Origin of the sequence: Ancylomarina salipaludis (assembly GCF_004122035.1) — a bacterium.
In the GTDB taxonomy this organism is placed as follows: Bacteria; Bacteroidota; Bacteroidia; order Bacteroidales; family Marinifilaceae; genus Ancylomarina; species Ancylomarina salipaludis.
This window is the reverse complement of record NZ_SAXA01000001.1, coordinates 16,333-37,635: the sequence shown is the minus strand read 5'-3', so window position 1 is coordinate 37,635 and position 21,303 is coordinate 16,333. Positions and strand designations below refer to the sequence as shown.

The 21,303-nt window shown below is 36.9% G+C and carries 21 protein-coding genes; 12 read left to right on the top strand and 9 right to left on the bottom strand.

Annotated features, from left to right (window positions below; all coding sequences use genetic code 11):
- Positions 1–155: 155 nt before the first annotated feature.
- From EO244_RS16835 to EO244_RS00140, 7 genes are all read left to right on the top strand, one after another.
- Positions 156–305 (top strand): hypothetical protein, encoded by a 150-nt coding sequence (locus EO244_RS16835; protein WP_164977370.1) that lies wholly within the window; start codon positions 156–158, stop codon positions 303–305.
- Between the two features lie 53 nt (positions 306–358).
- Complete coding sequence (locus EO244_RS00165) at positions 359–1,885, top strand: glycerol-3-phosphate dehydrogenase/oxidase (RefSeq protein WP_241687916.1); 1,527 nt, start codon at positions 359–361, stop codon at positions 1,883–1,885.
- Positions 1,886–1,909: 24 nt separating this feature from the next.
- The gene (gene glpT, locus EO244_RS00160; RefSeq protein ID WP_129251781.1) at positions 1,910–3,247 is read left to right on the top strand and encodes a glycerol-3-phosphate transporter; all 1,338 of its coding nucleotides are present in this window, start codon (positions 1,910–1,912) and stop codon (positions 3,245–3,247) included.
- 76 nt (positions 3,248–3,323) lie between these two features.
- Positions 3,324–4,646, top strand: coding sequence for a glycerophosphodiester phosphodiesterase family protein (locus tag EO244_RS00155; protein ID WP_129251779.1), 1,323 nt, complete (start codon positions 3,324–3,326; stop codon positions 4,644–4,646).
- Positions 4,647–4,672: 26 nt separating this feature from the next.
- A complete protein-coding gene (locus EO244_RS00150) occupies positions 4,673–6,025 on the top strand; it encodes an OprO/OprP family phosphate-selective porin (protein WP_129251777.1) in 1,353 nt (450 codons plus the stop codon).
- A 689-nt stretch (positions 6,026–6,714) separates the two neighbouring features.
- Positions 6,715–7,749 carry an outer membrane beta-barrel protein gene (locus tag EO244_RS00145; RefSeq protein ID WP_129251775.1) on the top strand — a complete coding sequence of 345 codons (1,035 nt, stop codon included), beginning with the start codon at positions 6,715–6,717 and terminating at the stop codon, positions 7,747–7,749.
- A gap of 119 nt (positions 7,750–7,868) precedes the next feature.
- Entirely contained in the window at positions 7,869–9,065 is a 1,197-nt protein-coding gene (locus EO244_RS00140; RefSeq protein WP_129251773.1) for an OprO/OprP family phosphate-selective porin, read from the top strand.
- Between the two features lie 77 nt (positions 9,066–9,142).
- Here EO244_RS00140 and EO244_RS00135 read toward each other — a convergent pair whose 3' ends face one another.
- Entirely contained in the window at positions 9,143–9,652 is a 510-nt protein-coding gene (locus tag EO244_RS00135) for an O-acetyl-ADP-ribose deacetylase (RefSeq protein ID WP_129251772.1), read from the bottom strand.
- A 330-nt stretch (positions 9,653–9,982) separates the two neighbouring features.
- On the opposite strand from EO244_RS00135, the gene EO244_RS00130 reads away from it, so the two are divergent.
- Positions 9,983–11,077 (top strand): 6-phosphofructokinase, encoded by a 1,095-nt coding sequence (locus EO244_RS00130; protein ID WP_129251770.1) that lies wholly within the window; start codon positions 9,983–9,985, stop codon positions 11,075–11,077.
- A gap of 63 nt (positions 11,078–11,140) precedes the next feature.
- On the opposite strand, the gene EO244_RS00125 is transcribed toward EO244_RS00130, so the two are convergent.
- The 6 genes from EO244_RS00125 to EO244_RS00100 all read right to left on the bottom strand — a co-directional run bounded on the left by EO244_RS00125 (position 11,141) and on the right by EO244_RS00100 (position 14,581).
- On the bottom strand, positions 11,141–11,551 hold the full coding sequence (locus tag EO244_RS00125; protein ID WP_129251768.1) for a thiol-disulfide oxidoreductase DCC family protein: 411 nt from the start codon (positions 11,549–11,551) through the stop codon (positions 11,141–11,143).
- A 21-nt stretch (positions 11,552–11,572) separates the two neighbouring features.
- The gene (locus EO244_RS00120) at positions 11,573–12,607 is read right to left on the bottom strand and encodes a permease (RefSeq protein ID WP_129251766.1); all 1,035 of its coding nucleotides are present in this window, start codon (positions 12,605–12,607) and stop codon (positions 11,573–11,575) included.
- A 14-nt stretch (positions 12,608–12,621) separates the two neighbouring features.
- The gene (locus EO244_RS00115; protein ID WP_129251765.1) at positions 12,622–13,326 is read right to left on the bottom strand and encodes an aromatic aminobenezylarsenical efflux permease ArsG family transporter; all 705 of its coding nucleotides are present in this window, start codon (positions 13,324–13,326) and stop codon (positions 12,622–12,624) included.
- Positions 13,327–13,475: 149 nt separating this feature from the next.
- A complete protein-coding gene (locus EO244_RS00110; protein WP_129251763.1) occupies positions 13,476–13,952 on the bottom strand; it encodes a nitrophenyl compound nitroreductase subunit ArsF family protein in 477 nt (158 codons plus the stop codon).
- 18 nt (positions 13,953–13,970) lie between these two features.
- Positions 13,971–14,207, bottom strand: coding sequence for a thioredoxin family protein (locus tag EO244_RS00105; protein ID WP_129251761.1), 237 nt, complete (start codon positions 14,205–14,207; stop codon positions 13,971–13,973).
- Between the two features lie 50 nt (positions 14,208–14,257).
- The gene (locus EO244_RS00100) at positions 14,258–14,581 is read right to left on the bottom strand and encodes an ArsR/SmtB family transcription factor (RefSeq protein WP_129251759.1); all 324 of its coding nucleotides are present in this window, start codon (positions 14,579–14,581) and stop codon (positions 14,258–14,260) included.
- Positions 14,582–14,755: 174 nt separating this feature from the next.
- Between EO244_RS00100 and EO244_RS00095 the strand changes: the two genes are divergently transcribed.
- Positions 14,756–15,217 (top strand): GreA/GreB family elongation factor, encoded by a 462-nt coding sequence (locus tag EO244_RS00095; protein ID WP_129251758.1) that lies wholly within the window; start codon positions 14,756–14,758, stop codon positions 15,215–15,217.
- A 95-nt stretch (positions 15,218–15,312) separates the two neighbouring features.
- Here the strand turns inward: EO244_RS00095 and EO244_RS00090 are convergent, their stop codons facing one another.
- Together EO244_RS00090 and pheT are read right to left on the bottom strand one after the other, a co-directional pair.
- Positions 15,313–16,167, bottom strand: coding sequence for a DUF5694 domain-containing protein (locus tag EO244_RS00090; protein ID WP_129251756.1), 855 nt, complete (start codon positions 16,165–16,167; stop codon positions 15,313–15,315).
- Positions 16,168–16,383: 216 nt separating this feature from the next.
- Positions 16,384–18,834, bottom strand: coding sequence for a phenylalanine--tRNA ligase subunit beta (gene pheT, locus EO244_RS00085; RefSeq protein ID WP_129251754.1), 2,451 nt, complete (start codon positions 18,832–18,834; stop codon positions 16,384–16,386).
- A 215-nt stretch (positions 18,835–19,049) separates the two neighbouring features.
- Between pheT and surE the strand changes: the two genes are divergently transcribed.
- The 3 genes from surE to lpxB are packed head-to-tail and all read left to right on the top strand — an operon-like array spanning position 19,050 to position 21,292.
- Positions 19,050–19,832, top strand: a complete 783-nt coding sequence (surE, locus tag EO244_RS00080; RefSeq protein WP_129251752.1) for a 5'/3'-nucleotidase SurE — start codon at positions 19,050–19,052, stop codon at positions 19,830–19,832.
- Positions 19,816–20,115, top strand: a complete 300-nt coding sequence (locus EO244_RS00075; RefSeq protein WP_129251750.1) for a hypothetical protein — start codon at positions 19,816–19,818, stop codon at positions 20,113–20,115. The genes surE and EO244_RS00075 overlap by 17 nt, the downstream gene beginning before the upstream one ends.
- A 40-nt stretch (positions 20,116–20,155) precedes the next feature.
- Positions 20,156–21,292, top strand: coding sequence for a lipid-A-disaccharide synthase (lpxB, locus tag EO244_RS00070; protein WP_129251749.1), 1,137 nt, complete (start codon positions 20,156–20,158; stop codon positions 21,290–21,292).
- The last annotated feature ends 11 nt before the right edge of the window (positions 21,293–21,303 follow it).

Sequence of the window (21,303 nt, the reverse complement as noted above, 5' to 3'; positions counted from 1 at the left end):
ATTAAAATATACTTTGCATAGCTATGTATTTTTTTTAAGTTTGTCACCACGAGAGTAATAAGACATTAAATAAGCCTGGCTTATTTATTTTTTCTCTTCATGCATAGCATAACAATGTATCTGATTATAAAATGTATTCTTAAAATATTTTAAACATGGAACAGCAAAATGATTTTACATTTGAATTTAATGCTACCATGGATCGTTTTTATAAGTACTTCTCGGATTTATTAGAACGGGAACTAAACGGAAAAGATGGTGCAACGTTTAAAAATTCGAACAAGCAAGTAAGTAATAAGCAATAAAGAAGAATAAAATGGTAATGGTACGTGAAAAGATGATCTTGAACTTGAAAAACATGTCTGAAAAATGGGATGTTGTGATAGTTGGAGGTGGAGCTTCTGGTTTAGGTGCAGCTGTTGAGGCAGCTACCAGAGGACTGAAAACCTTGTTGCTGGAGCAAGATGATTTTACGAAGGGAACTTCCAGTAGAAGTACAAAGTTGGTTCATGGAGGGGTTCGATATTTAGCACAGGGTAATATTTCTCTTGTACTTGAAGCACTTAGAGAAAGAGGGTTGATGAAACAGAATGCGCCTCACCTGGTTAAAGATCAATCGTTCATCATTCCCAGTTACAAATGGTGGGTGAAGCCATATTATACTATAGGATTAACGGTTTATGATCTGATGGCCGGAAGATTAGGTTTGGGACGTTCTTTACCTTATTCCAGAAAAAAGACCTTAAAACATATCCCAACTCTGATTAAAGAAAAGTTAAGAGGCGGCGTTGTATATCATGATGGACAATTCGATGATGCACGTTATGGGATTAACTTATGTCAGACTTTTGTTGAAAATGGTGGCACAGCTATCAACTATATGAAAGTTGTTGGGTTAAACAAGACCAATGGTAATATTTCGGGAGTTACAGTTATTGATCAGGAAACTGAAGAAAAATTTGAAATTAATGCAAAGGTTGTCGTAAATGCAACAGGTGTATTTGTTGATGATATCATCAAGATGGATGCACCAAAATCCAGAGATATTGTTTGTGTTAGTCAGGGGGTACATCTTGTTTTAGATAAAGAATTTGTTCCAAATGATTACGCGATAATGATTCCTAAAACGGATGATGGTCGTGTTTTATTTGCAGTACCTTGGCACAATAAAGTGGTTGTGGGAACAACCGATATTCAGAAAGAAAAGGCAGAGTTGGAACCCAAAGCCCTTGATGAAGAGATTGACTTTATTCTTGAAACAGCAGGCCGTTTTTTAACTAAAATGCCTAAGCGTTCAGATGTAAAATCAGTATTTGCAGGATTAAGACCTTTGGCAGCTCCAACCGGAGAAGGGAAGAAAACAAAAGAAATTTCCCGAGGGCATAAAATTTACATATCTGATTCCGGACTTGTTACTATAACGGGTGGAAAATGGACAACATACAGACAGATGGCTGAGGAAACTGTTGATACAGCTTCAAAAGTAGCAGGTTTTGTCTTAAAGAAATCAATTACTCGTAAATTGCCACTTCATGGTTGGAAACAAAATGTCGATTTAAAGGATCCTCTTTATTTCTATGGTTCAGATGCTGAGAAAATACTTTCTTTAGCTAAATCAAATAAAGATATGGGACTTTGTCTAAGCCAGGAACTTGGAATTATAAAAGCGCAAGTGGTTTGGGCTGTCCGAAATGAAATGGCACGTTCACTGGAGGACGTTTTATCACGAAGAACCCGTGCACTTTTACTTGATGCCCGAGAGAGTGTCAGAATCGCACCTGAGGTGGCTACAATAATGGCTATTGAACTTGGGAAGGATGAAGATTGGATTGAAAAACAAATTAACAAATATACAAGTTTGGCAGCGAACTACGTTTTAAACTAAAATACTCACCCAAAATCTTATAATATGATTGGTTTTCTAAAACCGGCGGCACATAAAGAATTACTGCCGGAAAATAAAATTGACCCGACGTACAAACGATTGCGTTTACAGGTTTTCCTAGGTATCTTTTTGGGATACGCAGGTTATTATCTTGTCAGAAAGGTGTTTTCACTGGCAATGCCGGATTTAGTTGAATTAGGCTATACCAAAACTGAGTTGGGATTTGCATTATCAGGTGTTTCGGTAGCTTATGGTTTAAGTAAGTTTATCATGGGCAATGTGTCTGACCGTAGTAATGCGAGACGATTTCTGACTTTTGGTTTGGTTCTTTCGGCAATCACTATGATTGCAATGGGTTTACTTCCGGTTGCTACGTCATCGATTGCAATCATGTTTGTATTGCTTTTACTTAATGGATGGTTTCAGGGAATGGGATGGCCTCCTTGTGGTCGTGTAATGGTCCATTGGTTTTCTATTCGCGAGCGTGGAACGAAGATGTCGATTTGGAATGTGGCTCACAATGTTGGTGGGGGTATTATAGGTCCTCTGGCTATTTTAGGTGTTGCTATTTTTGCTGACTGGCAATCGAAATTATATTTCCCGGGTTTTGTTGCGCTTGGTGTTGCATTTATAGCCTGGTTATTAATTCGTGATACACCACAATCTTGTGGATTACCAAATATTGAGAAGTTTAAAAACGACTATCCTGATAATTATTCTGAAAAATATGAAGAGGAGATGACTGCTAAAGAAATCTTCATGAAATATATTCTTAAGAATAGATTGCTATGGTCGATAGCCTTTGCAAATGCATTTGTTTACTTGGTGCGATATGGTGTACTCGACTGGGCTCCTTTATATCTTGAAGAAGCCAAAGGCTTTTCGATTAAAGAAACAGGTTGGGCCTATTTTGCATACGAGTGGGCGGGTATACCCGGAACCATATTATGTGGATACCTAAGTGATAAAGTGTTTAAAGGGAAACGAGCTCCTGTGAGTATCATTTATATGATATTGGTTTTTGTTTCTGTTATCATGTATTGGTTCAGTCAGTCGATAGTAATGAATTCGATAGCTCTAATTTGTATTGGATTCCTAATCTACGGTCCTGTGATGTTGATTGGTGTACATGCTTTGGATTTGGTTCCTAAAAAGGCAGCAGGTACAGCTGCCGGATTAACAGGTCTGTTTGGATACTTGGGAGGTGCCTTGTTTGCCAATATTGCTATGGGAGCTGTTGTTGATACCTGGGGTTGGAACGGTGGATTTATTGTTCTTTTGGGTGCCTGTATTGCGTCCATTATCCTGATTGGTATTTCCTGGATTCAGGAGAAAAATGGTCATAATGGTCTTCATCATTAATTTATTGAGAGATTCAATCTTAATTAAAAAACAAATAATAAAAATTAATAATTACTAACCATAAATTTTAAAACACATGAAAAGTCTAAATGTGAGAAATTTGTTAGCAGGTGCTCTAATCCTGACTAGCATTGGATTTGCAGGATGTGAAGATGACACCCCTGATTATAATCCTTACAACTTATACAAAACTTATCCTTTAAACGAACTTAGTGCAGAGGCTAAAATTGTTCGCGACTATGTGAAACCTGACGCTGTGATTGCTCACCGTGGTTCAACATTCTGGGCCCCTGAGGAAACAGAAGCAGCTTTCCGTTGGGCTCGTAATATGGGTGCTGACTATTTGGAGATCGATCTTCAGAGAACAAAAGATGGTGTATTACTAGCTTTACATGATGGAAATCTTCGTCGTACATCTAATATCGAAAGTATTTTCCCAGGAAAAGAAGATTATCCTGTAAGTGTTTTTACATTGAAACAATTACGTCAGTTAGATGCAGGTTCATGGTTTAATATTGATAAACCTGAAAATGCTCGTGCCTCATTCGTTGGCTTACAGATCTGTACACTAAAAGATGTGTTGTTGATTGCCGAAGGTATGAAAGTGAAGAGAAATTCGGAAGGCAAGCCTTACTACAAAAAAGCTGATGGAACTGAAACTCTGGTTTTAGAAGATTCTTCAACGGGAGAGTTTGTTTTTGTTGTTGATAATGACGATAATGGTAACCGTCCAGGTGTTTATGCTGAAACTAAAGAGCCTTATTTATTTAGTGGAATGGAAGCTGACTTAGCAGCCTTTTTAACTGATGCGGGTTGGAATATTACAGATTCTCCTAAAACAATTGCAACGACTCCGGGTAAAGTTGCTGTTGGCAATACCAATGGTCGTTTTATTTTACAAACTTTCTCTCGTGAGTCTGTTGTGAAATTGGAGAAAGAATTACCTGGAGTACCTAAGTGTATGTTGCTTTGGGAAGATGAGAGTGCTGCTTACGTTCGCCCATCCAATTCAATTGAATCATTGGCTGAATTCATTAATTTCTCAGTAGAATATAATTGTCATATTGCAGGCCCTTCTATTGCCGGAAAACCTAATGGGTATCCTGAATTAACTGAACCTTGGATGTGTGAAATGTATCACCGTGCTGGTATGCTTGTTCATGCTTATTCTTTTGATACTGAAGATCAGTTGAGAAAATACAATGGAGATTATTTTTATGCTGGAGTCTCTCGTTTTGACAATCCTGCTCGTGTAATTAGTGGAGATTTTGGATATGATGTAAACCCTAATATGTTTATCGATGGTGGTTTTACTAATTTGACAGATTTGTCAATGAAGTATCAGAACCGTGAAGTTGTGGGTACTGCTCAGGAAGTGATGAATGACTTAGGTTACTAATTGTTAAATCTATAAACGATAAAGATATGTTAAGAAAAATATATATCGCTACACTAGCTTTAGGAATGGTAGCGGCAAGTGCAGTAGCTCAGGAAAAACAATTGACTGCTGAGTCAAAAAAAGGAGGTATCGTATTAACCTCTGCTGATAAGGATTATCAGGTAAGCCTTAATGGTAGAATTTATATGGATGGTGTTCATTATTTCGATGATGCGACTGATTTAAGTTCAGATGCTTCCATAAAGGATATTCGCTTGGGAACTACAGTAAAGTGGGGCCAATGGAGTGCTAAAGTGAATGTGAGCTTTGGTAATAATGAAGTGAAAATTAAGGATGCATTCTTAAGATACAATCAAGCCAAAAACAGTATTTTCACTGTTGGTAACTTCTTCGAACCATTTGGTATCGAGGCATCAGCTTCAAGCAAAAACCTTCGTTTTATTGGTGCTTCCAATACCACACAAGCTATGGGAATTGGTCGTAGCATCGGTTTGGGATACACTTATTATACCGATAAGTTCTACGGATCAACAGGTCTTTTTGCAGGTTCTGTAGATAATCACAATAAGGGTGATCAGGGTTTCTCTACGACTACAAAATTGGTTTATACTCCAATCGTAAACGACAATGTGCTTTTCCAATTAGGAGGTTCATTTACCTATCGTATTCCGGAAGCGAATGGTTTTAACGAGTCATTAAATGATGACGATTATAATCGTGAAGTTTCATTAGCAGCTGGTCCAGAGCATAAATTTTTAAATGCTGATATTAAAGGAGCAAGAACAGATATGCGTTATAACTTCCAATCTATGGTTCTTAGCGGTCCTGTTATGTTGCAAGCAGAGTATACTAAAACGAAAGTGACTCGTGACGATGACTACGTTTCAAGATTGATGAAAGATAACCCTTATTGGACTCATACTGCAGGTGGAGGATATGCATGGCCAGTTGCTCCAGGTGATTATCCAGGATGGTATGGTGAGATGCGTGATATTGAAACAGAAGCTTTCTATGTTACAGCTGGGTTCCTTTTGGGTGACAACTATTCATATAACTCTTCAACTGCTTATATCAATCGTCCAAAGGCTGGTTCTTATGAATTCCTTTTACGTTACGATAACACAGATTTGAATGATATTGATGGAACTTATTTCAACGGAGCTTACGGTCCTGCTGATTTAGGAGCAGCTTTAGGTGGAGCTGGAAATATGAGTATCCAAGGTGGTAAGGCAGAGACGATTAGTGCTGCTGTTAACTACTATCTAAACGATAATGTGATGTTTCGTTTAAACTACAGCTACATGGATGTTCAGAACCAAGTTTATCCATTGGATGAGAAAGTTGGTATGATTAAAGCCAGAGTACAGGTTAATTTCTAATCTGAATCATAAATTATTACACTTCGACATGTAATTTTTTAAGAGTGGGTCAATTCATTTTGACTCGCTCTTTTTTTGTAGTTAACCGTTTAATACTTTTTTAAGAAAAAGTTAACTCAATAGAAACGATTGGGACAAGTGTCTCTATTAAGTTTACTTGTAGAAAATTAAGATGCAGATTTGACTAATAAATTGTTTTTTCTAACTGAGTGTGAACTATTTTAAAAGTATCAATCATGGAGCAATCAAAAGATTTTACATTTGAATTTAATACTACGATGGATCGTTTTTATAAATTATTTTCCGAATTAATTGATAAAGAATTGAATGAGAACAACGACACTGAACCTTCAGATCTAAATAACATAGCTTGCAGGAAATAGGGGCCCCTATTGGAATAGGAGTTTAAAAAATTGTGGCATAATGTAGAGGTGATTTTTTATCTGAATAGAGAAAATCCTTTTAAAAGACTTGTGATGAAAGGGTGTGTCAACAATGATTGATACGCTCTTTTTTTATAGGGAGTAGTAGCTTAAGAAAGATATTTTATTTTTTAAAGAAACATTCTTTTAACCTAAAGTTAACCTTATGGGTGCATTAGGTATATGTTGAGATATTATTTTTGCTTCTGAAATCAAAACAATGTTTTTTAATTTGATTTCGAGTACTACTAAATTAAAACAACCACAATGAAATTAAAGAATCTATTATCAGGTTTACTGATATTGACTGCAGCCCTAAGTACGACTGCACAAGAAAAAGCAGAATTTAAGCCATCAGGAAAAGCATCAGGAAAAGTGTTTTTCAATTACCATTACGATATGACTAATGGGACTAAAAAGGAAAGCAGTTTTGAAATTCAAAGAGCTTATTTTGGCTATAAGTATCACATTAGTAAAGATTTTACAGCCAGTGTGACTTTTGATGTTGGACAAAATGAAGGCGGTAGCGATTATACGGCTTATCTTAAAAAAGCTCAGTTGGACTGGAAAATGTCTCCGGTTGTTAAACTGTCTTTAGGTATGATTGGTTTGGAACAATTCAGCGACCAGGAAAGTTTTTGGGGATACCGTTATATCATGAAATCATTTAACGACCAATATGGATTTGGTAGCAGTGCTGATTTGGGAATTAAGGCTAACATTAAAATCACTGATAAGTTATATGCCAATGCATTTGTGATTAATGGTGAGGGCTATAAGAAAATCCAGGACGAAGATGGAAAACAAAAGATTGGAGCCGATCTTGTATTCAAAAACAAAGGTTTGATTGCAAAATTTTATGCGGATGCCAATACCACAACTGTTGTTGATAATGGTGGCAATGAGAAGGATGTTACTGTTTCAGCTTTAGCTGCATTTGTTGGTTACAAATTCTGTGATCATTTTAAAATGGGTGCAGAATACAACAAACTGATTAATGGAAGTAAGTATTCTAAAGCTGCTGACAATCATGATTTAGATGGTTTATCTGTATATTCAACTTATATTGTGAATAAGAAAGTGGAAGTTTTTGGACGCTATGACTATCTGAATTCAAATAAATTGGATGGTGAGACTGAAAAGTGGAACCTTTCTAAAAATGGAAGTGCGATTACTACTGGTGTTCAGTATGCTCCTGCAAAAGGTGTAAAAATGGCATTGAATTATCAGGGGTTTATGCATAAAGATACAAGTATCGAAGACAAGTCGTTGTTGTTTGTCAACTTCGAATTCAAGTTTTAATTATCGAAATAACTCAGGATTTAAAGCTGCTCATTTGGGCAGCTTTATTTGTTTAGGAGTGTAGGCCTTGCTAATTTTGCAGAATTGAGTAATTACCATTTTTTTAATAATTCGTGTTCATGAAAAAAACAAAATTAGTTTTAGGTCTGTTTCTAATATTTAGCACCTTGGGGGGAATGAGCCAGAATAAAATAGAATTGGCTACAAAAGTCAATAAAGGTTCCATTTCTTTCGCGAGTGAAGATGGTAACTTTAAGTTTGGTTTTGGCGGACGTGTATATATGGATGCTGCAGCCTACTTCGATGATAAAACCGATCTTGGCAGCGGGAGTGAATTTAGAGATGTTCGCCTTTTGATGAAAGCGACCCTATGGAAAAAATGGGATGCAAAAATCAATGTTGGATTTGCCGATGGCGCTGTTGCTTTGAAGGATGTTTTTCTTCAATATAATATTGACAAGAACAGTTTGGTTCGTGCCGGACATTTTTTAGAGCCTTTTGGAATTGAGCAGACAGAGAGTTCAAAAACAACCAGGTTTATGCATGCTTCCAGTACAGTAGAAGCATTCCGTCCGGGACGTAACCTGGGTGTTGCATACGAGCTTTGGGGACAGAAATATTTCTACACAATTGGTTTATTTGGTAGTGATACGAATAATAAAGCAGCGGGAGACGAGGGCTTTAGTTTGAATTCACGCTTGGCATATGCTCCAATCAATTCAAATGGAAATTTACTGCATTTTGGTGTTTCAGGTATTTACAGAACTGCTGATCCGGCTTTTAATAGCGATGGGGAAAGTGTCATGAAATCAATTCGTTATCGATCTCGGGCAGCCACACATATCGAACGTCGTCGGTTTATAGACGCTAATGTGATTGGTGCAGAAAATCAGGTGAAATTGAATTTTGAAATGATTGCTGCTTCAGGGCCTATTTCAGTACAAGGCGAATTTGTTGATGCTAAGGTAAATCGCAATAAAGGCTTTGAGGATTATCATTCAAAGGGGTGGTACGCTCAGTTTGGATGGTTGATCAAAGGTGGCGATTACAAGTACACAATGAAATCAGCTCGTTTGACTAAACCCGGACCTGGTTCTGTCGAATTATTAACCCGTTACAATGAAACAGATTTGAATGATTCTGATGCGGGTATTTTGGGTGGAAAGCAAAAAGATATCACTCTGGGATGCACTTGGTATGTAAATCACAATATTCTGATGAGGTTCAATTTTACCAATGTTGATTTGGATGCTTATGCATTGAATGGAGAGGAAAACTTTAATATGATTCAAACACGCTTGCAGTTTGCTTTCTAATAAAGAATAAATTTTTTTAAGAAAAGGCTGTTGAGATTTAAGTTTCAACAGCCTTTTTTATTTTTTGCATACAGCCATTAGATAATATCCTTAAGCAGTTTCTGATAAATTTCGTAGTTTGTGTCGTCGAAAACACAAAAGGTAATTTCTTTCAGATGTTTCAGTTTTAAACTTTTCGTCATGACAGTCTCAATGGCAATTTTTGCAGCCTCTTCTTTCGGATAGCCGTATACTCCTGTACTAATGTTCGGAAAGACAATACTTTCCAATTTGTACGCTTCGGCTAGTTTCAACGAATTCTTATAACAGGATTTCAATAGATTGGCTTCATTGCTGTTTCCGCCTTTCCAAATTGGACCTACAGTATGAATCACATGCTTGCAAGCTAAGTTGTAAGCATTGGTAATTTTGGCCTTTCCGGTTGGGCAACCATTTAATTTTCGACATTCCACAAGAAGTTCCGGGCCGGCAGCCCGATGTATGGCTCCATCAACACCACCACCACCCAATAAGCTTGAATTGGCAGCGTTTACAATGGTATCAACGCTCATTTTTGTAATATCGCCTTTGTGCAGTTTGATAATCATATTATAGACTAAATAATTTTTGATCAGAAATTATTAAAAAAAAATAATGAAATTGATAGATGAAACAAATAACACTTTTAAACTCAGTTATATTTAATGTAATTTAAAGTTTAAATTTAATTAAAATATCAGAAACGAAAACGATTGCAAAGCCTTGATAGTGAAATTGTTTCTTTTGTATTAAGAAAATATTTCTAAATTAGCATCAGCTAGCCAAGCCATATAATTTAAAAGTAATTGGATGAATTTTATAATCAACAATTCGATTTCTTGATAATAAGAATGAATGATTGGTTTTTAATTCGACAATTCAAAACTTAAACTTTGAATATGAAAAGAGTATTAGTTGCAACAGGGGGTGGCGATTGCCCAGGATTGAATGCGGTAATTCGTGCAGTAGTTAAACGTGCAGCACAAGAAAAAGATTGGGAAGTAATTGGTAGTATTCAGTCTTTTGATGGAATATTGAAAGAACCTACTGAAATAAAAATATTAGATGATGCAGCTGTAAAAGGGATACATTATCAGGGAGGAACGATCATTGGTACAACAACCAAAGGAGGGCCTTTTGCTTGGCCGGTAAAAAATTCTGATGGTACATGGGGATCAGCTGATCGTTCAGATGAGATGATTCGCAAATTGCAATATTTAGGTGTTGACGCTGTCATTAGTATTGGTGGAGATGGTTCGCAGAAGATCTCTCAGGCTCTTTATGAAAAAGGTTTAAACATTATTGGGGTACCAAAAACAATTGATAACGACTTGATGGCAACCGATTTCACCTTTGGTTACCAAACTGCTGTTCAGGTTTGTACTGAGGCTGTTGACAAGTTGAAAACCACAGCAGCATCTCACAACCGTATTTTCATTTTGGAAGCAATGGGACGTGATGCGGGATGGATTGCTTTATCTGCTGCTATTGCAGGTGGTGCAGAGGCTTGCTTGATTCCTGAAATTCCTTATGACATTCAGAAAGTGAAGGAAAAACTGGATACACGTTTCCTAAAAGGAAAAGGTTTTGGAATTATTGTAATTGCCGAGGGTGCTATGCCTATTGGAGGAGAAGCTTTAGCTGAACAAAGTGTTGAAGTGGGAAATCCAAACTTGAAACTAAGTGGTGCTGCTGATCGTTTGCTATATGAATTAAAGGAGGCTGGTGTTGAAGCTGATATCAGAACAACTGTTCTAGGTCACTTGCAACGTGGCGGTATTCCTACAGCCTATGACAGAGTTTTAGCCACTCAGTTTGGGGTCAAAGCTTTCGAAATGGTACTTGAAAAGAAATTTGGACATATGGTGGCTTATCATCATCCTGAAGTTGTTGCTGTACCACTGCCAGAAGCAATTGGTAAGCAAAACTTAGTAAATCCTAACTCTAATTTGGTAAAAACAGCCAAAGGAGTTGGTATTTGTTTTGGTGATTAAACCGAAAAAACTTACAACTAAATACATAAAACCCGAAAGTCAGCAGGCTTTCGGGTTTTGTATTTATAAGAAACGATTTTTCCAATCTGATTTTGGTATCATACAGGACGTTTTTTTTCCAAACCAGGCATATCGGTTTTTAGCAATTTTATCGTATACCCAATTGCAAAATCTTTTGGGCAAATGCCTGAAATGGTAGATTGCTTTCCAGGGATAGATCAAGTGTTTTGATATTTCGAACACGGCTTCGCTTTTGGTGTAGACTTGCCTTTCTTCAATAAAAATGAGACTATCCAGTTTTTCTCCTTTCCAATTTAAGTCACGAATTAATTTATCGGCTTTAGCTGATTGCAATGGACAAAAAAGAAGATTCGCTTTTTTGTTATAAGCCAATAAAAATCTGACTGAAGTATTGCACAAATTGCAAACTCCATCGAACAGAACGATCGGATGTGATGATTGAGATTCTGTCATCAGATTGAGTTGAAAATCGATTTAATAGATGATATTAAAAATGAAGCCAACGGCCAAAATACCGGTTGCTACTACACCAATAAAGATAAGGATTAAAGGCATCTTTAAAACTTTTTTCAGAATAATGATTTCGGGTAAGGAGAGCCCAATCACCGACATCATAAAGGCTAAAGCTGTCCCTAGCGAAGCCCCCTTTTCGATCAGAACACTCACAATGGGGATAATTCCGGCTGCATTCGAGTACATCGGGATTCCAATTAGAATAGATAGAGGAACTGAGTACCAAGCCGATTTTCCCATTAGCCTCGCCATGAAATCTTCCGGAACATAGCCATGTGCTGCAGCTCCAATTGCCACACCAATGACAATATAAAGCCAAATTTTGCCAACAATTTCTTTGACGGTTTCAAAACCCAATTTGATTCGATCCGAAAAACGAATTTTGGTTTCGTCGATTCCTGTTTGCCCGGTTTTCACTTCAAAAACCCAATCCTGAATGTATTTTTCAAGTTTAAGAATTCCTATGATCCAACCAGCAATGATGGCAATTAATAAGCCGGTTAAAGTATAAATAATGGCTGTTTCCCATCCGAAAAGGCCAACCAACATGATCAGGGCTATTTCGTTTACCATAGGAGCAGCAATCAGAAAGCTGAAAGTGACCCCCAGAGGTACACCAGCCTCAACAAAACCTAAAAATAGGGGAATGGCCGAACAAGAACAAAATGGCGTTAGAACGCCTAAAAATGCGGCTAAAATGTTGCCCATAAAAGTCGACTTTCCCGCTAAAGCCTGTTTGGTTTTCTCAGGCGAAAAGTAGCTTCGGATGATGCCGACACCAAAAATGATGAGGACGAGTAGTAAAAGAACTTTAGGAACTTCGAAAATAAAGAAACGCAAGGTTTCACCCAGATGGCTTTTCGGTATCTGAAAAACGGTATCGATTAGATAATCGGCAATATTTTGTAAGTTGACATAAAGCAGATACCAAACGGGTAATAGAAGAAGTACCCAAAGCAATTGCTTTTTATTTGTGATTTGTATTGATTTAATCATGATACAGGGACAGCTTAGGCAATAAAAAAGATATAAGAAAAATACAGACCGGCTAAAATGAAGGTGACCGCAGCCACTTTTCTAAACCAAAACTCGAAGCTTTTAACCCTATTGTAAAAATTACCAACGCCAGATAAAGTAAAGGCAAGCAGGTAAGCGATAATAATAACAGGTAGTCCGGTTGCTATGGCATACACAAATGGCAGATATAAACCATCAGCCTGAGAAATACTAATAGGGATGAGCATGCCGAAATAGAGAATACCACTGTAGGGACAGAATGCTAATGCAAAAATAATTCCCAGTAACAGGGCTCCCCAGTAACTCCCTTTAATCTTCTCCCCATTAATTTTTTCGGTTAAACTGCCAACTCCGGGAAAATTAAAAGAAATTATGTCGAGCATAAATATGCCAACAAGAATCAGAACGGGGCCTAACAAGCGTTCTCCATAAGTGTGAAAAAATGATGAAACATTAAATTTGCTTGCACCGAAATAAAGAATAACACCCAAAATGGTGTAGCTGATAGCACGCCCTAAAGTATAGACGAGTCCACTCAAAAATATTTTTTTCTTATCACCTAAATCTTTGCTGATATAGGCTGTTGCCGTAATATTTGTTGCCAGAGGGCAGGGGCTTATTGCCGTCATCAAACCGAGAAGGAATGCCGATAGGATGGGCAAGTTGCTTTGGGATAAAAGTTGATCAAGATATTCCATTTGTAATGGTTTTCTTACTGAGTGATGACTTAATCTTCCATTCTTATAATTAAAAACTTTGAGAATGGAAGATTAAGTCGTAATGAAGAGGTTAATTTCTTAGTTACATTTCCGAAGAAATGTAACTGAATATGGGTTTGATCAGGAATCTAGCTCTCTGACTTAAGCGTTGACTCTAACTTTTCAAGGTAAGCTTCAGGATTGTTGATTGCATTTCGGAATGCAAAGTTGGTTAGATCCTCAATTTTACCGGATTTTGCATGTTTTACATATAGGCTTGAACCTGTTGCCTGAAATTCTTCAGCCAGATTTTTGTTTTCTTCTTGGTCAATATTTACGTCGAAGAATTTTACATTTAATTTTTCAGCAAGTTCTTTGGCTTTGGCACCAACAACTTTACAGGTTTTGCATTTTCTGTCACCATGAAAATAGTAAATGCCGGCACCTTCAATTTTATTCTCAGCAAGTGTTGTTTCACAAGATTTTGAACTACAATTCGAGCAGTCAGATACGCATGCTGTTGCTTCTTTTTCTGCTGTTTTATCTGTTGCTTTTTTTGTGTTCGACTGGCAAGCTCCTAAGCTAAGTCCAAGAGTCAGAAGAGTTATGCTTAAATAGTTTTTCATTATAATTTGTTTATTGGGTTATAGTGATTTAATAAGTTCTTTGATTTCGGATACAGGGGGTACTTTTCCACTGAATAATACCTTTTCGTTCACGACAAGTGCAGGTGTCGACATGACGCCATAGGCCAGAATTTTCATCATATCATCAACTTTGGTAATGTTTGCTTCGATATTTAATTCTTCAATTGCCTTTTGAGTTGCTTGGTGCAGGGTGTTGCATTTTTTGCAACCGGGTCCTAATACTTTAATTTCCATATTATAAGGTTTTAGTTTTAAAAGGATGCTGAAGCATTCTTTAATGTTTTTTATTTACTTGAATTTATTTCTTTTTCAGCATTAAAAAGGTTTGTAAACACCTCGTTTGCTTTTGCCCAATTCTCTTTATTGAGGCAATATTTAATTTTAGGTGGCATAATCTCGCCTTGTATCAAGCCCGATGCTTTTAACTCTTTCAGATGTTGTGAAAGGGTAGAGCGGGCAATGGGCACTTCTTCAGCTAAATCACCACTGTAGCAACAGGATTGATTTGATAAGAGTTTACAGATATAGACTCTCACCGGGTGAGAGAGTGCTTTGGCAAAACGTGCCAGTTGTTTTTCCTGATCGGAATAAAATTCGTTTTCTGTCATATGTTTCGCATTTCGTAAAAATACGAAACGAAGGTAAGGATTTATTTTAAAAAACGGATAGGATGCGTCTTTTTTATAGCTTTTTACCAAAGCTAATTTATATAAAGCTTATCTTCGGTTATAGAATATAATCGTGAAAATTCTAATTTTAAGCTTGAGTAAAAAGTAAAAATAATGGATACAGTAAAGGAGCAAAAGGGCTTGGTATACAATAAAATATTAGCAGAGCTTGATCGAAAAATTGAAGTGATTCAGTCAGCTATTGCTTCAGCAAAGGAATCAAGAAATAGCGATACTAAGAGCAGTGCGGGCGATAAGTACGAGACCGGGCGTGAGATGATGCAAATCGAAATTGAGAAGAATGAAGTACTGCTGAACCAAACGCTTAAGCATCGAAAAGAGTTGGCTCGTATAGATAGCTCAGAAGAATTCAATAAGGTGTCTTTTGGCAGTCTTGTTGTGACAGATCAAGGAACGTATTTCATCTCAATTGGTATTGGGAAAATACAAATTGGCAATCAGGTTTGTTATGCGATCTCTTTGGCATCTCCTATTGGTGGTTTATTAAAGGATAAACTTATTGGGGATGAGGTGCAGTTTCAGGGAAGGATATTTAAAATAAAAGAGATTGTGTAGTTTGTTAAAACATTAATGTGAAAAATAAATGTGCCCCTATTCTCCACAAGAATAGGGGCATTTTAATTAGTCATTTATGATTTCTTATTGCAATTCTATTTTGTATAGGTCTTCATTTTTGCATTTTCGAGATAGGGAAGTGGTGAAACCAGATCAAATTCCTTTGAAACATCAAGGAACATATTCAGCAGATTTAGGTGACCGCTACCAATGATCAATAGAATTCTTTCTTCAGGTTTCTGTGCAACCCGTTGAAGGTTTCTGAATATTCTCAGATTACGGTTAAACCACCTTCCGGTTTCAAAATCGACGCCTGCAAAATCTCCAGCTTTCTCTTCGTACTTAAAGGGATTCAATAAATACACCGAAAGACTTTCCTTAATTTTTTTTGGATTATTTAATTGGATGAATTCGTCAATTATATTTGATACTTGTTTTGATGTTTTCTTTTCCATATAGATGGAATCAGGTGACTGAAAGTAATAACTTTCAAAATTGGCAGCACGGATACTATCTTTAAATAACGTTTCCATATCGTTATAATGTTTGCCCCAATCATTAACACAGTGAATTTTAGGAAGGTTCAATTTTTTTCCCATCCGGAAAGCTAACTGAAAGATTTCATCTTTTTTTAATTTGAATTGATCTGACTTGTATAATGAGAACAGCGAATCGATTACTCCTTGTTCATTAGGCGTTCTTTCAATTGCAATTATGGTCGGTTTAAAGGTTTCAATGGCATTGCAAATAGCAATTATTTCAGACTGGTAGGGTTCTTCCAGAACTGATATCTGGTCTTTTTTCTTGGTTTTTTGTACATCAAGGTTGTGGTAGGCTAAATGGAAAACACCTAATGTCATAATCTGTGTTTGGGGAGGTGTTTTGGTACCTTGTGCGAATAAAGCATTGGCAAGTATCACGCCACTTAATAGAATCAATATTTTTTTCATAATCATATTTATTGTTTTCGTTAAGGACGTTTAATTATTCAAAGTGTTGCATCTGTTTTTTTGTACTGATTCTTGTAGAATGTTTAGTTAGGATTAAGTTATTATTATATTAAGGCTTATTTATTAGTTAGAAAGATATAGTAAACAAAAAATGGCTCATCGATTTATATCGATAAGCCATTTTTAATATCATCTTGCTTATAAAAGCAAAATTTTTTATCTCAACTGAGCGTTCAATTGTTTTTCGTAGCTCTTGATCAGCTTTTGCATGATTTTATCAATCTGCTTGTCAGTTAGTGTTTTTTCAGTATCCTGGATAATGAAACTTACAGCATATGATTTTTTATCAGCACCCAATTGCTCTCCTTCGTAAATATCGAATAGAGAAACTGATTTTAATAAGTTTTTCTCACAGTTGAAAGCAATGGTTTTGATTTCGGCAAAGCTAACGCTTTTGTCAATCAATAAGGCCAAATCACGCTTAACAGCCGGGTATTTAGCTATTGGTTCGTAGTTCACCTTATTTTTTGTTGCTTCAGCCAATAGAGTCTCCCATTTGAAGTCGGCATAATAAACAGGTGTGTCAATACCAAAGTTTTTTAGTAATTTACCACTAACCATACCCATTTCAACCAATACCTTTTTCTTAGATCCGTAAGTTAAACCCTCAGTAAAAATATCGCTATCCGTTTCGCTGATTCTTAGTTTTTCAATATTGAAACCTAATCGTTTCAGAATATTTTCAGTGTAAGCTTTTAGGTGGAAGAAAGTTGTTGGTTCTTCTTTAAGGTTCCAGTTTGTCGAGTTTTTAGCACCACACATAAATAGTGCTAAGTGCTGGTTCTCAAAGTAATTGTTCACCGGATTCTCATTCTCCTCGTTTACGATATGATGGTATGACTTACCAAACTCGTACAACTTAAGATCTGCATTTTTACGGTTGATGTTGTAAGCAATAGCCTCTAAACCACCAAACAGTAAACTTTGACGCATGGCATTAAGATCAGAACTTAAAGGATTCTTAATACGTACTGTGTGATTTTCCTGAATGCTTTCCAAACCTTCGTAATAGCTGGCCTTCGAAAGAGAGTTATTCATAATCTCGTTGAAACCGCCATAGCTAAGCATATCAGCAAGCATATTTTTAAGTTTGTGCTCGTCAGGTTTTGGAGCAAAACTTAATGAAGCATTAACCTTATTAGGTGTTTCGACATTATTGAAACCATAAATACGTAATACTTCTTCAACGATATCAGCCTCACGTGTTACATCAACACGGTAAGGAGGTACCAATAGGCTCATTTGATCGCCATCAACTTTGTCAACTTTAATTTCTAAAGCTTCAAGAATATTGATGATAGTTTCTTTTCCGATTTTCTTTCCAATCAAACCTTCAATTCTTGAAATACTAGCTTCAACTTTAAAGTCCTCAATAGGGTTTGGATAAATATCGATAAGATCTGATGAAATGGTTCCACCAGCAATTTCTTTAATTAATAAAGCTGCTCTTTTTAAAGCATAAATGGTGTTGTTAGGATCTGTTCCACGCTCGAAACGGAAAGAGGCATCGGTATTTAAACCTTGACGACGCGCTGTTTTACGAACATATACTGAATCGAAATAGGCCGATTCAAGGAAAATATCAGTTGTGCTTGCGCTTACACCCGAATCCATGCCACCAAATACACCTGCAATACACATTGGTACTTCTGCGTTGCAAATCATTAGGTCATTTTCGTGCAATTCGCGTTCTACTTCGTCCAAAGTTGTAAACTTGGTTTCAGCAGGTAAGGTTTTTACAATCACTTTACCACCTTTAACTTTTGCATAGTCAAAAGCATGCAATGGTTGAGCCGTTTCGAACAACACATAGTTGGTGATATCCACAACGTTGTTGATTGGTTTCAAGCCGATAGCTTTCAAACGGTTTTGCAACCATTCTGGTGATTCAGCAATCTGAACACCACTGATACAAACACCTGAATAACGAGGGCATGCCTTTTCGTTTTCAACGATTATTTCGATTGGTGTATTTGTGTTATCAATTTTAAAATCCTCTACTGATGGAATTTTGTAATCGATATCTTTTTGTTGTTTTAGGTAAGCTGCCAAGTCGCGAGCTACACCAATATGTCCTGCACCGTCAATACGGTTAGGAGTCAAGTCAATTTCAATGCAAGTATCGTCCTCAATATTGAAGTATTCTTTGGCAGGTGTTCCTACAACAGCATCTTCCGGTAATACCATAATACCATCGTGACCTTGGCCTAAACCGATTTCATCTTCGGCACAAATCATACCCATTGAAGGCTCGCCTCTTAGTTTTGATTTCTTAATCACAAAACTCTCGTTGCCATCGTATAGAACGGTTCCCACTGTGGCTACAACCACTTTTTGTCCGGCAGCTACGTTTGAAGCACCACATACGATCGGTAGCAACTCTCCCGAGTTAACATCAACAGTTGTGATACTCAAATGATCAGAACCAGGGTGTGGTACACAGGTTTTTACTTCTCCAATTACTAGACCTTCAAGGCCGCCTTTAATTGATTGGATATTTTCAATACCACCAACTTCAAGACCAATTTGAGTTAAAATGTCATCCATTTCAGCAAGCGTCAAATCTACATCTATGTAGTCCTTCAGCCATTTGTACGATATCTTCATTATATGAGGGTTTTATACTGATAATTTCATTGATTGGGAAAATAAAGACTAAGTTAGCCTGTCTTTGTAGAGCAAGAGAAGCTTAGTAATCATCTATTTTCAAGCTTACAAAAGTAGGAATTTTAAGGCAAACAACAAGCAGAATTTTTAATATGCATTTCTTCTCTGTTCAAGCATAATTCGATATCTTTGTCTGTCTTACAAAATAGATCGAAATGACTGATACAAATAACAAACCTCTGATACTTGTAACCAACGACGATGGTGTTAATGCTCGAGGCATTAAGGCTCTTTACGAGATGGTTAAAGGTTTTGGTGAAATATATATTGTAGCGCCCAATCGTGCTAACTCGGGTAAATCAAATTCAATCACTGTTGAGGTGCCAATTCGTATTCGCAAGATTAGAGATGAGGAAGATTTGAAGGTGTTTTCATGCAAGGGGACACCTGTTGATTGTGTGAAATTGGCTTTAAATAAGATTGTTCCTCGTCAACCCGACTTTGTTGTTTCGGGTATTAATCATGGTGCTAATACTTCTGTAAGTGTGTTGTATTCGGGAACAATGGGGGCAACGATAGAGGGCTGTTTAGCTGGTATTCCATCTCTTGGTTTTTCTGTGGATAGTTTTGAGAGTAAGGTTGATTTTTCACAATGCGTGAAATACGGTCGTAAGATATTCGAGAATGTTGTGAAAAATGGTTTGCCTAAAAGTATTTGTTTAAATGTGAATTTTCCGAAAGGTGATATCAAAGGCGTTCGCGTGTGTCGTCAGGCAGATGGCATGTGGAAAGAGGAATTCGATCATCGTACCGATCCTTTTGGTGGAGACTATTATTGGTTAACAGGGCATTTTAAAAATGCGGAGCCTCATGCTGAAGATACGGATGAAAGTGCCATCAGAAATGGCTACGCCTCTGTGGTGCCTACCCAAATTGATATGACTGCACATCACGTTTTAGAAAATCTAAAAAATTGGGATTATGAAGTCCTTGATTAATAATTCCTATGTTGGAACCTTGATTGGTTTACTTGTTCCCGTATTATCAATTTTTATTGCCTACTTGGTGAATTTTCGCGATGAGATGACCTTTTCTCAGTTTATTGATGGGGTTTTGGTATTAAAAATTTACGCGAAGCTGATGGCGGTAGCTGTATATTTTGGTAATGTGATTTGCTTTTTTCTATTTATCAAATTGGATTGGTTAAAAGCAGCTCGTGGTGTGCTTTTAGCGACGATTATTTATTCATTCATTGTCCTGCTTTTTAGAGTGGGATTGTAGGCCTTTTTTATTTTATCTTTTACCCTTGTCTCTTTAAATTATGAAATATTATATCATAACAGGTGAAGCCTCTGGTGATCTTCACGCTTCAAACCTAATGAAAGAACTTAAGAATGAAGATGCCCAGGCGCAGTTTCGTTTTTGGGGTGGCGATTTGATGCAGGCACAGGGGGGAGAAATGGTAAAACATTACCGCGAAACGGCTTTTATGGGTTTTGTAACAGTGCTAAAGAATCTGAAAACCATTCGAGCCAATTTTAGACTATGTGAAACTGACCTTTTGAATTTTGCACCCGATGTTTTAATTCTGGTTGATTACCCGGGTTTTAATTTACGAATGGCCGCTTTTGCTAAGAAACATGGTATTCGGGTTCATTATTATATTTCACCTAAGATTTGGGCTTGGAAGGAGTCTCGTGTGAAGAAGATAAAGGCTTATGTCGATCGTATGTTTACGATATTTCCTTTTGAGACTGAATTCTACAAAAAGCATAACTATGAAGTGAGTTTTGGCGGCAACCCATTATTCGATGCAATTGAAAACAGAGAAAATAAGGATGAGACGTTTGATCATTTTATCGAGCGAAACCAATTGTCCAACAAACCCATTATCGCTCTTTTAGCCGGTAGTCGTAAGCAGGAAATAGAGCGTATTCTACCTGTTATGCTTCAGGTAATTCCTCGTTTCCCCGATTATCAGTTTGTAATTGCTGCCGCACCTTCAATTACAAAGGAATTTTACGCATCCGTATCAAAAGGGAATGATTTGAGTTTTGTTTACAATCAAACCTATGACTTATTGCAACAGTCAAAGGCAGCTTTGGTTGCTTCCGGAACGGCAACTCTCGAAACAGCATTGCTTCGTATTCCTCAGGTAGTGTGTTATAAAATGAGCGGAGGAAGCATTGCCTACCGATTGGGAAAAATGCTTTTGAATATCAAATACATTTCATTGGTTAATTTGGTTGTTGACAAGTTTGTGGTGAAGGAGTTGATTCAACAATATTGCAATCCGGATAATATCAGTAAAGAATTGGATTTAATTATAAACGATGAGGTGTATCGTTCGAAAATGTTGACCAATTACGAAGAATTAAATGTGCATTTAGGCGGGGCTGGTGCATCAGCTCGTTTTGCCAAAATGATTTATGAGGATATTCAAGCCATTAAGGCTTAGTTTTTTTTGAG